General features: G+C 47.3%; 15 protein-coding genes. 6 read left to right on the forward strand and 9 right to left on the reverse strand.

The window, feature by feature from the left end:
• From AB7U36_RS09415 to murJ, 5 genes are all read right to left on the reverse strand, one after another.
• The coding region (locus AB7U36_RS09415; protein ID WP_428159526.1) for a MauE/DoxX family redox-associated membrane protein at nucleotides 1-359 on the reverse strand (359 nt) is incomplete at its 3' end.
• The gene (locus AB7U36_RS09420) at nucleotides 356-868 is read right to left on the reverse strand and encodes a rhodanese-like domain-containing protein (RefSeq protein ID WP_428159527.1); all 513 of its coding nucleotides are present in this window, start codon (nucleotides 866-868) and stop codon (nucleotides 356-358) included. The genes AB7U36_RS09420 and AB7U36_RS09415, both read right to left, overlap by 4 nt.
• Nucleotides 865-1,197 carry a hypothetical protein gene (locus AB7U36_RS09425; RefSeq protein WP_428159528.1) on the reverse strand — a complete coding sequence of 111 codons (333 nt, stop codon included), beginning with the start codon at nucleotides 1,195-1,197 and terminating at the stop codon, nucleotides 865-867. Before AB7U36_RS09425 ends, AB7U36_RS09420 begins: the two co-directional genes overlap by 4 nt.
• A gap of 39 nt (nucleotides 1,198-1,236) precedes the next feature.
• Complete coding sequence (locus tag AB7U36_RS09430) at nucleotides 1,237-1,515, reverse strand: FtsB family cell division protein (protein WP_428159529.1); 279 nt, start codon at nucleotides 1,513-1,515, stop codon at nucleotides 1,237-1,239.
• Nucleotides 1,516-1,520: 5 nt separating this feature from the next.
• Nucleotides 1,521-3,116: a murein biosynthesis integral membrane protein MurJ gene (murJ, locus tag AB7U36_RS09435; protein ID WP_428159530.1), complete on the reverse strand. Its 1,596-nt coding sequence runs from the start codon at nucleotides 3,114-3,116 to the stop codon at nucleotides 1,521-1,523.
• Nucleotides 3,117-3,215: 99 nt separating this feature from the next.
• Here murJ and rpsT point away from each other — a divergent pair, with 99 nt between their 5' ends.
• Nucleotides 3,216-3,467 (forward strand): 30S ribosomal protein S20, encoded by a 252-nt coding sequence (gene rpsT, locus AB7U36_RS09440; RefSeq protein ID WP_428159531.1) that lies wholly within the window; start codon nucleotides 3,216-3,218, stop codon nucleotides 3,465-3,467.
• 97 nt (nucleotides 3,468-3,564) lie between these two features.
• Here the strand turns inward: rpsT and lptE are convergent, their stop codons facing one another.
• The 4 genes from lptE to AB7U36_RS09460 all read right to left on the reverse strand — a co-directional run bounded on the left by lptE (nucleotide 3,565) and on the right by AB7U36_RS09460 (nucleotide 8,819).
• Nucleotides 3,565-4,089 (reverse strand): LPS assembly lipoprotein LptE, encoded by a 525-nt coding sequence (gene lptE / locus AB7U36_RS09445; RefSeq protein ID WP_428159532.1) that lies wholly within the window; start codon nucleotides 4,087-4,089, stop codon nucleotides 3,565-3,567.
• 3 nt (nucleotides 4,090-4,092) lie between these two features.
• Nucleotides 4,093-6,693: a leucine--tRNA ligase gene (leuS, locus tag AB7U36_RS09450; protein ID WP_428159533.1), complete on the reverse strand. Its 2,601-nt coding sequence runs from the start codon at nucleotides 6,691-6,693 to the stop codon at nucleotides 4,093-4,095.
• Nucleotides 6,694-7,207: 514 nt separating this feature from the next.
• Nucleotides 7,208-8,089 (reverse strand): class A beta-lactamase, encoded by an 882-nt coding sequence (gene bla, locus AB7U36_RS09455; protein ID WP_428159534.1) that lies wholly within the window; start codon nucleotides 8,087-8,089, stop codon nucleotides 7,208-7,210.
• Nucleotides 8,082-8,819 (reverse strand): hypothetical protein, encoded by a 738-nt coding sequence (locus tag AB7U36_RS09460; protein WP_428159535.1) that lies wholly within the window; start codon nucleotides 8,817-8,819, stop codon nucleotides 8,082-8,084. The genes bla and AB7U36_RS09460 overlap by 8 nt, the downstream gene beginning before the upstream one ends.
• A gap of 565 nt (nucleotides 8,820-9,384) precedes the next feature.
• Between AB7U36_RS09460 and rpsF the strand changes: the two genes are divergently transcribed.
• From rpsF to AB7U36_RS09485, 5 genes are all read left to right on the forward strand, one after another.
• Nucleotides 9,385-9,882 (forward strand): 30S ribosomal protein S6, encoded by a 498-nt coding sequence (gene rpsF / locus AB7U36_RS09465; RefSeq protein WP_428159536.1) that lies wholly within the window; start codon nucleotides 9,385-9,387, stop codon nucleotides 9,880-9,882.
• Between the two features lie 23 nt (nucleotides 9,883-9,905).
• Nucleotides 9,906-10,163 (forward strand): 30S ribosomal protein S18, encoded by a 258-nt coding sequence (gene rpsR, locus AB7U36_RS09470; RefSeq protein ID WP_428159537.1) that lies wholly within the window; start codon nucleotides 9,906-9,908, stop codon nucleotides 10,161-10,163.
• Nucleotides 10,164-10,194: 31 nt separating this feature from the next.
• The gene (locus AB7U36_RS09475; RefSeq protein ID WP_428159538.1) at nucleotides 10,195-11,127 is read left to right on the forward strand and encodes a DUF2232 domain-containing protein; all 933 of its coding nucleotides are present in this window, start codon (nucleotides 10,195-10,197) and stop codon (nucleotides 11,125-11,127) included.
• Between the two features lie 46 nt (nucleotides 11,128-11,173).
• Nucleotides 11,174-11,632 carry a 50S ribosomal protein L9 gene (gene rplI, locus AB7U36_RS09480; RefSeq protein ID WP_428159539.1) on the forward strand — a complete coding sequence of 153 codons (459 nt, stop codon included), beginning with the start codon at nucleotides 11,174-11,176 and terminating at the stop codon, nucleotides 11,630-11,632.
• Between the two features lie 60 nt (nucleotides 11,633-11,692).
• On the forward strand, nucleotides 11,693-11,871 hold a 179-nt coding region (locus AB7U36_RS09485), incomplete at its 3' end, for a DnaB-like helicase N-terminal domain-containing protein (RefSeq protein ID WP_428159540.1).

The following is an 11,871-nucleotide window of genomic DNA, read 5'->3' on the forward strand; positions in this document are numbered from 1 at the left end:
CCCCGTATCAGATTAAAGCTGATCAGAAAAATAAAGCTGACCAGCATGGCATTAATCAATAACAGGCCCGAACGTTTGAGCAACCCGGTGATCAGAGAGATCCCGCAGACAAGCTCCACAAAGGGCATGACAATGGCTAACACATTAATAAACTGATGGGGAAAGACCGCATAGCCGTACAAAATTGTGGCAAATTGATCAGGTGACACGATTTTGTGCCAGGACGCAAAAATAAAGGTCGATCCTAGAAACAGACGCAGTGCCCATTCAATTATGCCTGTTGGCCGGCCCAAATCCATGGACGGCAGATGCGCCCCATTTCTGATACGGAACAGACTGACACGGAACAGTTTGCTCATGGATCTGTTCCTTTGCCGGCCACATCAAATCCCATTTCCTCCCATTCAGCAAACCCGCCGGCATAAACCGCCACATGGGCAAAGCCCATTTCAACCAGATGGGTGGCAAATGTATGGGAATCGTGGCAGGTCACACCTGCACAATACACCAGAATCTCATCTTCAGGGGTTATTCTTGACAGCAGCTCTTTTTTCTCTTCTTCAAAATCACCCAAGGGGAAATTCAATGCGCCCGGAATATGTCCCAGGTCATAAATTTCCGGCCAGCGGACATCTATCACGATCATTGTACCGGATTCCACCAGTCGTTTGACTTTGAGGGGATTGCTGATCTGGAGAACATCAACAGCATGGGCCTTGTTTGCCCCGGCCATAACCACACCCTGATCCGGATCCCACTGGCCCATAAGGGCAATGCCGGTGAAAGACAGCGCATTAACGCCAAGTCCTATCATCACACCGATACTTAAAAGAAAAAAGCATCCCAGAATATCTCGCTTAAAAATCATAACCGGGCTTTTATGTGTTTGAATATATCCACCCGTTTCTGCATGACAATAAGCTTAAGCCATATTTCGAGCATATGGGCCATCCTGGCCTCTTTGGTGCCGGTTTGATCGGGCTTTAAAGCATCCTGGCCGGGTTCTCTCAAGTTTTCTTTACAATCTACATTGGCAGTTTTCTTTTGGGCTTCAAGGCGGGAAATGGTGTCAAGGATATTCTTGGCATCAGGGCTTTGGCTTGTATCAATTGCCCTGTAAATTTCAAGGGCATCGTCTATATATCCCTGTTTCTCGTACAGGCGGGCCAGGGCTAAGCTCGCAAAATTACGGGTCATTTTTCAGATCCTTTGTCCAATCCTTAATTTGGGGGGGTTCTAATTTTTGGGTTTCTCTTTGAAAACCAGCTCATCCTGGGCAGCCATTTCATGCTCATGTTTGGCCAGGTGCTTAATATATTCAATATCGGTTTTAAGTTTGAGTATCTCTTTTTCCATTTTTGAATTTTGACTAACGGCAATGGCAAACTGGGCGTCAAGCTGATCCTGCCTGGATTTAAGCCGATTATAGTCCATGACCCCGCTTGTGGAAAAGAAAAACATAAATAAAAGAATAACCGCCCCTCCCACGGCCAGGTAAAGGCATATTTTTTCCATGCGGGTCATTTTGTTTTAAAAAAAATCCTTGTGAGCATTGCCATTTCCGGATTCGCTGTCAGACGAGCCCCCAACAAGTAGCAGCCGGCCCCTGCACTGATGCTGATAGCAAGGCCTGTTGCCTGAATTATCCAGGAACAATCAGACCAGAAGCCGCACATCCATCGAATCAGAAAATACATTATAACAGACATAAAAACCGCTCTGCAAGCGCAAACCAGTACAGCGCGACCTCGAATGCCCAAAGGCCCGGATGCGGCAAGCAGGACAAATCCGGCCACTGCGGACAGGGATACGGCCAAACTAAGTCCTGTCACCCCCATGCGCTCCACCAAAAACCGGCACAGCAAAATATTGGATCCAATGGACACAATGCCTGCCATGAACGGTTGCCTGATATTGGACAGCGCATAGTGAAACGCCACAAAAAGCCGGGTTCCGGCAACAGCCCAAAGGCCAAGAACCAAAAAGACAAGACACTGGCCGGTCTGATCCACTGCAGTCAGATCAAAAGCCCCCCTGCCGAACAGCAATAAGACAATAGGACGGTTTAAGGCAATGATGCCGGCTGCTGCAGGAATAATTAAAAAAAGGACCATGCGCAGGCCGGTCTCAAACAAAAGGCTTAGGCCCTGTGTTTCCCGTGTTTGATTAAAAAAATCAAATCCAGGAACCCTTCCGGGATGTTTTCCGGTTTCCAGGCAACGCGTACCGGCCCGTGCACAGAGCATGGGTAATAAAACCGTGGCAACGGGAGAGGCCACCAAAGCCAAAGGAAATTGAACCAGACGTTCGGCATAATTAAGATAAGAAACCGAACCTGGATCAAGCGTTGACGCGAAGAGTCCTGCCGCCAGCACATTGATTTGAAACGCCGCAGCCCCGATTATGGCAGGGCCAAGGGTAATAAAGGCTTTTTTTACATGGGGATGCCCCCGGACAAAAGCCTTGAAATTAAACATGCCCAGCTTTACAAGACTTGGCATTTGAAAGGCAAGCTGAACAATGCCGCCTGCGGTTACCCCGAAAGCCAGGACGACAATTTTGGACGTGAACCGGTTGGAAAAAAGCACAGCTGCCGTGATCATACAAAGATTGAGCAGAACCGGCGTGGCTGCAGGCACATGAAAGTTACCCCTTGCATGGAGCACGCTCATGGACAAGGCCACAAAAAAAATGATGGCCATATAGGGCATCATTATCCTGAACAGCAGACAGGACAATGTATGGGCATAGGAACCCGGGTAATACCCCGGGGCAAAAAGTTCTATCAGAAAAGGCGCAAAATAAATCCCCAGGCTGACTAGAAGCGCCCCTGCAATGGATATAAAAACCAGGGCATTTAAGAACATGGCCGCAGCCTGGTCTTTCTTGTTTTGGGCAAATAGTTCTGCAAATAAAGGGATGAAAGAGATGCTTAAAATTCCGTCGGACATCATTTTCCGAATCAAATCAAAGGGCCTGAATGCAATAAAAAATGCGTCAGAAACCATGCCGGCACCAAATATGAAAGCAATCACCGCATCTCTTATCATGCCAAGTATTCTTGAAATCAGCGTGATCAAGCTGATAAATGCTGCTTTTTTAATAAAATGGGCCACAGGTTTTCCTTGACATGCGTATCTATTTTATATATTTTATCGAATTTGATATCAGTTTTATTATTTTAATTCTCTATTTTATGAAGGAGCTATACCAAGTTGGCGAACCATAAATCAGCAAAAAAACGCGCAAAACAAAATCAGGTCAGACGGATGAGAAACAAATCCGTGAGAACCTCCCTGAAAACCCTTGAAAAGAAACTTCGTGCAGCTAAAGAAGCTGGTGAAAATACCGAGGATTTGATGAAAAAAACCCAGTCAGCCATTCACAAGGCTGCTAAAAAAGGTATTGTTCACAAAAAAACTGCTTCAAGGAAGATCTCAAGACTGTTCAAGTTTACGAACGCATAAGTTGCGCGCTTTTGCACCATTTAAGCACACCCGGTCCAAGCCATAAACCGGCGCTTTCCCCTGCACAGGGAACAGTCGCCGGTTCGTCTTGCTGCACTTAAAAGTCGTTTGTCATTAGGCTGACCAGGCGTTCTGCCACACGCTCGGCAATGAGATCAACCGCTTCCCGCTTATTAGCCTCATCATCCACGGTCATATCAGATACTTTATCAGACATCTGATAAGATTCCGTGGCTAAAAAATTCTTCACTGACCAGAGAATCTTTCCTTGGGCCCCGGTCAGCACCACATCCACCTTGGCCGTAACCTCCCTTTCCGTAACCTCTTCCGAAGAAGATCTTGATAATGCGGAAAAGGTGATGGATCGCACTGTGCCGGTAATTTTGCGGGTGGCATTGTCAGCATCCACAACAATGGTATCTGTTTTTGCTGTGATTTCCCGAATCAGTTCGTTGGTAAAAGATATCCCGGCCCTGGATTCGCTACTCTTGTTTTCAAATATAGCCACAGACACCCGGGTGACATCATTATGAATGAAGCCACCGCCTTCCAGCCGGTATCCGCAACCCGGACCAATCATCAGAACCGAGGCCGCCACCAGCCATGCAATACATTTTTTCATAAATTACACCACGATATTAACAAGGGTCTGTTTTTTACGAATCACAATGAGTTTACGGATCTCTTTTCCTTCTACATACTTGATAATTCGTGAATCCCCAAGGGCGGCGGATTTAATATCATCTTCACCTGCGTCGGCACCCATGGGAAATTTTGCCCGCAGTTTTCCGTTAACCTGAACCACAACAATGACCTCGTCTGTCTGCATGGAATCTTTTCTGAATTCAGGCCAGGGCTGTTCAAGAATAGAGTCCTTGTTCCCCATCCGGGCAAACAACTCCTCACAGAAATGGGGGATAATGGGACTGAGCAAAAGCAGCACATTTTCAAGGCAGAACCAGACCACGGATTTCAACTCATCATCCGCCTTTTCAAGTTCAACCGTGTACATGGCATTGACCAGCTCCATGACAGCGGCAATAGCTGTATTGAAATGAAAATTGGTTTCAATATCCGCAGTTACTTTCTGGATCGTCTGATTGGCCTTGATATACAATTCCTTTGCCTGATCCGCCTTAAGTGAATCCGCCGGCCCTTTATATGCATCAATACCCTGAATGGTTTCCATGCAGGTCAACGCCAGACGCCAGACCCGGTTGACAAAACGGTTACTGCCTTCAACACCGTCCTCGCTCCACTCCAGATCCCTTTCAGGTGGGGCGGCAAACAGACAGAACAACCGGGTCACGTCGGCCCCGTATTTTTCCAGAAGCTCATTGGGATTGACCACGTTTTTCTTGGACTTGGACATCTTGATCACACGTCCGACATCCACATCCTCGCCGCACAGGGTGCAGACAAGTTTTCCATCCTGTTTCTCTGCCTGTTCCGGAAACAGGTACCCGTGCCCGGGACAGGTCATGGTCTCCTTGCACACCATTCCCTGGGTCAAAAGCCGGGTAAAGGGTTCCTTAAAGGGCACAAGCCCCAGGGTATTGAGGACCCGCAGGAAATACCGGGAATAGAGAAGATGCAGCACGGCATGCTCCACACCACCGATATACTGATCCACGGGCATCCAGTATGCCACGGCTTTGGGATCAAACATGCCCTTGTCATACCGGGGGGAGCAATAGCGCAGGTAATACCAGGAAGACTCCACAAAGGTGTCCATGGTATCGGTATCCCTTTTTGCATCTTCCCTGCCGCAGACAGGACAGGTGGTCCTGACGAAATAGTCCAGGGTCGGCAAAGGAGATCCGCCTTTTTCCAGCAGATTGGCATTTTCGGGCAGGGTAATGGGCAGATCAGCCTCCGGCACCGGGACCACCCCGCATGAGGGGCAGTGGATCACCGGAATGGGCGTACCCCAGTACCGCTGGCGGGAAATTCCCCAGTCACGCAGGCGGAAAGAGATCGCGCGCTTACCAATGCCTGATTCTTCAAGCCAGTCCGCCATTTTTTCAATGGCGTCCTTGCTGTCCATGCCGTTAAATTGTCCGGAGTTGGCCATGATGCCGCGGCCGGTATAGGCCTCAGTCATGGTGCTGCCATCAAGGGTTTCCCCGTCCGGCTGCACCACCACCCGGACCTCAAGCCCGTATTTTCTGGCAAAATCAAAGTCCCGCTGGTCACCGGAGGGTACGGACATGATGGCGCCTGTGCCGTAGCCCATTAAAACAAAATTCGCCGTGTACACGGGAATCTGTTCTTCAGTGGCCGGATTAATGCAATACGCGCCGGTAAATACACCTTCTTTTTCGTATTTTTCAATGCCTTCGGCAGAGCGCTCCTGTCTGGACACCTTATCTACAAACTGCTTTACGGCCGCCTCCTGGTCCGTACCCCTGGACAGGATCTCCACCAGGGGATGTTCCGGTGCCAGACACATGAAGGTGGCACCGAAAATGGTGTCAGGACGGGTGGTGAACACCTTGATCACCTCGTCGCTGCCGTCCACCTTAAAGTCCAGCTCTGCGCCCACGCTTTTTCCGATCCAGTTTTTCTGCATGGTGGTGACATTGTCCGGCCAGCCCGGGAGCTGATCGCAATGTGCCAAAAGGTCTTCGGAATAATCGGTTATCTTGAAAAACCACTGCCATAACTTTTTCTGCTGAACCACCTGGGAGCACCGCCAGCACCGGTCCTGCTCAACCTGCTCATTGGCCAGCACAGTCTGGCATTTTTCACACCAGTTCACATAGGATTCCTTGCGGTAGACCATGCCGTTTTCAAGCATTTTCAAAAACAGCCACTGTTCCCAGCGGTAGTATTCCGGCCGGCAGGTGGCAATTTCCCTGTCCCAGTCATAGGAAAACCCCATTTTTTTAAGCTGGGCCCGCATGGCCCGGATATTGTCATAGGTCCAGGCCGCCGGATGGGTATTGTTGTCAATGGCCGCATTCTCCGCGGGCATACCAAAGGCATCCCATCCCATGGGATGAATGACATTAAACCCCCTCATGCGCTTGTAACGGACCACCACATCTCCGATGGTATAATTACGCACATGACCCATATGAATCTTTCCCGAAGGATAGGGAAACATTTCAAGCAGATAATATTTTTCCCTGGACGAATCTTCTTCTACTTTGAAAAGCCGGGTATTTTTCCAGCATTCCTGCCATTTTGGCTCGACCTGGAAAGGGATGTACCGTTCCTCCATTATTTTAATTCCTTTCGAAAAACATCTATATTTATAGTTGAACTTTTTTAGATGCCATAAGACAGGCGAAATAGCAAAAGATATTTATGGCAAAACTATATTTTTTGTGGTCAATATCCTGGTGTATCGGCCCACCAATCATTTATTGTGCTGAATTCAGATACAGTAATTTTGTACAACCTGATACCTGCCATTTTTTCAATCATGCATCTCATGGAGCAACTGCTTTATTCAAGAGAGTTAAACCTTGAGCTTAATCACTGAAAAATGGGTATGGATCAAGTGAATATGGCTGGATTATATCACCGGGAAAAAATAAGTCACGCATGCTTGCCGAAAGGACACATAATACTGGCACATCCACCGACTATGTTCAATGCAATCGCGGTGCTGACTGCGTCCAGTACCGCGATTCTCGGCGGCGCAGCCGCCGAGAATCGTTTGAACTCAACGGCCTGCGCGGTTTTTCACGCAGGTCCGGTGGAATGATGGGTTGGGCGTAGCAGGACAGTCGTCATGCGAAATAATGCCTTACCAGAAGACTGATACTAGCGTGTGCGGCGACCAAAGCAGGACGGTCTGCGCTTCCTTCACTTAAAAACGCCGCAATAAGGATGGGAGAACGATCTGGAGGAATAGCAATTGCTATATCATTAACTGCGCCATGTTCGCCCGTGCCAGTTTTATCGCCAACCATCCAGTCTTTGGGCAGGTTGGCGCGCAAACGATCATAGCCCGTTTCGCAATCGCGTAACCATTGCAACAAAAGATTGCGGTATTCGGGTAAAAGGCGATTCCCGCACAGAACCTTTCTCATTAAAGTAGCCATCGCTCGAGGTGAGGTTGTGTCACGGAGATCACCTGCCTTGTTTTCATTGAGTGTGGGCTCGTTTCTGTCGAGACGTGTCACAGTATCACCGCATGATCGAGCAAACTGGGTAACAACAGACGGGCCACCCAGTTTAGAGAGCAGCAGATTGGCTGCCGTATTATCACTAACCACAATTGCAGCACGGATCAAATCGCTCACGGTCATGGAGCCTTCCGCAGCATGCTCGCTTGTGACGGGAGCATAGGCCAGAAGATCAGCATGTCCGTACAAAACACGGCTGCTGAGTGACAACAAATTGCGCTCCACTTGTGCAAAAACGGTTGCTGCAAGCACCCACTTGAATGTCGAACACATGGCAAAGCGTTCATCCGGCCTGTGTGCCAATACCTTGCCGCTTGCCGTATCCACAGCAAAAACGCCTACTCGTCCGCCCACTCTCGTCTCAATATCGGCGAGGGAAGCAGGCTCGCTTTCAGCGCTTGCGACAGATAAGGCAGATATCGTTGCCAGGGTGCTGGCAACGCGAATCAAAAAATCTCTTCTCGTACAGGATGGACTATTCATATTTGTGGCTCCCAATCGCGGTGCTGACTGCGTCAGCACCGCGATTCTCGGCGGCGCAGCCGCCGAGAACACTGCACATCAGCGGCACGCGACCAAGGAGCCACACGAAACGCCAAAAGAGTTGCACCGCTTGGTCGCGTGTCCGGCTGCATGTGAGGGATACTACGTTCTGATTTCGAAGAGCGTCTATTATTTGAGGATTTATATTGTTGATTATCTGAAAAGCACTATTGCAACTATTCCAGAAAGTGTATTTCTTTTCGAAATCAACAGCGTTCTGTATGAAGGCAGAGAAGTCTACCCTGGGGGTTCTGGAGCCCAATGCATTTGCCAGCACAGGGAAAACAAATTTTAGACTGAAAGTCTCCGTAAGTTTGCCTGCCTGCAAGAGATTTAGCGGGACAGGTAACTTGCCGGGCTCCATGCCTGAATGACAAAGTGGCACGACAGGAATGCCTCTTATCCACCCGGCGGCGCCAGCCTCGAAATTTATCCAAGGTCTTTTGACTGAAACGGGGCTGCACAAAACAAGTTCGACCGTGCATCCATTAAGTGCATGCGTGATATCGTTGTTAAGCCATTTTCGGCCGAGACCTATGCTTCGGTCATCTGAAGACACAAAAACGTCTATCAAATCAAGAAAGCTATCTTCGATCAGCGACTTGAAGTGTATTGCAAGCTCTCTTTCCTCAAAAATATGAGAAAGGAACACAATCTTTTTATCTGTCATATGATGTACCCTCCTTTAATGTAGGCACGCTAAAAACAAGTGATTATGTAGTATCTGCTAATTTTCTATAAAATAAGATCACAATATCCTGGTGATAATTATAGAAAATCAGCAGATACTAAGTACGATGATGCCTTTATGTTTGATAGTATAGAGAAGAAATATAAAAATGCAGGAAAAAAATTTATATGGCAATGGTTTTTTCCGGCTAAAACGCTTACAGAAGTGGAGAGGAGCCATGAAATCCGCAGGTACTACCTCCATGAATCCAATGATGGATTCAGAAGCCCAGAGTCTGTTACTTGTTAGGTCCATCAATCCCCTTAGAAAAATAGTACTCAATATTTATTATTCGGATGGACCATTCGAAATTGACATCAAACCACTGGCAAGTTACATTCGATTACCCTGTCAAAATCAGATATTTATATTGACCACATACATCTGAAATGATATAGGGAATGGTTTTATTGTCCTAAGCTGAACAATAAGCATAATTATTTTATCCTTGCTCCGGGTTCTATCATAAGGTTGATCCGGGGCTTTATATCCACAAGGAGGAAAAATGAGGAAGTACGAAACCGTATTCATTTCTGATCCTGACCTGTCAGATCAGGCCCGTGAAGAGCTGTTCGAAAAAGTCAAAAATATCATTGACAGGGAAAATGGTATTATTCTGAACTTTGATGACTGGGGCGTAAAGAAACTGTCCTATGAGATCAAAAAGAAACTGCGCGGGTATTATGTCTGCCTGACTTACGGCGGAACCGGAGCGCTTGTCACAGAGCTTGAAAGAAATTTTCGCTTAAGTGATCTTATCATGAAATTCATGACCATCCTTATCACGGAAAACGTCACTGAAGAAGCTCTTAAACAAGAAGCTGAAGCGCTTAAAGAAGCCGCCAAGAAAGCTGCAGAAGCCGCACCCCAGGAAGAAGATCAAAACGACGCGGACGCGGAAGAAAAAAACGATACCGATGAAAATAATGCAGATGATCAGGATGATGCGCAACAGACCGAATCCCAAGAGACATCTGAACCTGCCGAAGAATCCAAGGAATAATTCAAGCACAAAGGAGATCACTTATGTATAAAGGTCAAAGAGGCGGCGGAAAAAACAGATTCTATCAGCGCCGGAAAATTTGCAGGTTCTGCGTGGACAGCACCATGGAACTCGACTATAAAAATCCCAAAGCACTCAAGCAATTCATTACTGAACGGGGCAAAATCATTCCCCGCCGTATCACCGGGACCTGTGCCAAACATCAGCGCAAGCTGACTTTGGCCATCAAGCAGGCCCGGCAGATTGCGCTTCTGCCGTTCGTGGGACGCCCCTTAAATTAAAACAAAAAAGGTTTTCACAGGTTTTTGGCATATGCCGTTATCCATCACACACCCGATTTTCATCAGGGAAACTTTAACAGGCATTATTTTCTGTCTGTTGATTTATGGTGTGGTGTTTGTGTTTCCCCTTCTTGGCGTATTTGTTCTTCTGTTTCTGCCCCTGCCGGTTCTTTTTTACCGCCTTAAGCTTGGCAGAAACAGCGGTCTTCTGATTGCAGCGATAAGCTTTTTTATACTCGTGCTCATGGCCAAAGGCGTTGCTTTTGACACACTTTACTTTGGACTGCTCCTGGCAACCGGTATGGTTTTAGGAGAATGCCTTGAACGGCATATAAGTATTCAAAAAACCATGGGATTGACCTCTTTAATGGCTGCAGGCGTTATCTTTGCAGCGCTTATGGTCTACGCCATCAGCCAGGGACGGACATTATCCGTCATAATGACGGATTACATGAATCAGTCTTTGAGTATTGCCAAGCAGCTCTCTCCTGAGATCGGAATGGATCCGGACATGACCCAAAAGCTGATATCATCCATGATGATTGTCATGCCGGCCATGTTTATGGTCTCCTTTATGACAACCCTGTGGATGAACATCCTGATTATCAGGAAACTGATAGCGCGCAAGGGGATCATGATCAAAAGCATTGCACACCTGAATCTTTATAAAGCGCCGGACATGCTGGTCTGGGCAGTTATCGGCTGTGCAACGGCACTGATGATTCCGTCAGACCCTGTGAAAACCATTGGCATCAACTGCCTGATCGTTTTAATGCTTGTTTATTTTTTTCAAGGAATTGCAGTTGTCTCCTTTTTTTTTCAACAAAAAAAAACACCCATGGCGCTGAAAGGATTTTGTTATTTTCTGATTGCCGTACAGGTGTACGTTTTAATCCTTGTCATTGGTCTTGGTTTTTTTGACAACTGGATTGATTTCAGGAAACTTTCTGCATCACGAAAATAAAACTATGCCGGACCGTAAAAAACAGCGGCCGGATTGGAGGTTTACAATGAAAGTAATATTAAAGGAAACCATCGACACTTTGGGTATAGCAGGTACTGAGTGCAAGGTGGCAGAAGGCTATGGACGCAACTATCTGCTGCCCCAGGGTAAAGCGGTTCTTGCCACCCCTGCCAACCGCAAGGTGATGGAACAAGCCCGCGCTAAACTTGAACTTCAGATTGCCAAAGAAAGAAAGATCGCCGAAGAGATGGCAGCAAAAGTCAAACAAGTTGCTATCAAAATCAAAGCCAAGGTCCGTGAGGAAATTTATCTTTACGGTTCTGTAACCACCCATGACATCAAGGATGCCCTGGATGCACAGAATATTGACGTTGAGCGCCGGTGCATTCTGCTTGCAGAGCCCATCAAGGAAACTGGTGAATACAAAGTCCCCATCCGTTTATATAAGGATGTGGAACCGGAAATCACCGTAACGGTTGTTGCCGAAGAAAAACAGGAAAACTAGTTCCGATGCCTGCAGACCTGATGTTATATGGGGTCTGCAGGTATTTTTTAAAGACCCGTGATGGCAAAAAGAGAATCCGTTAAATCAGATCACCTGCTTAACCGCACCCCACCCCATGATGCAGATGCAGAAGCCTCGCTTCTGTCCGCCATCTTTATCAATAATGACAGCCTGTTTGACATTATTGAAATTCTCAGACCCGATGATTTCTACAAAGGCGCGCATAAAAAGATCTTCAG

The sequence above is a fragment of the Desulfobacter sp. genome, assembly GCF_050177295.1.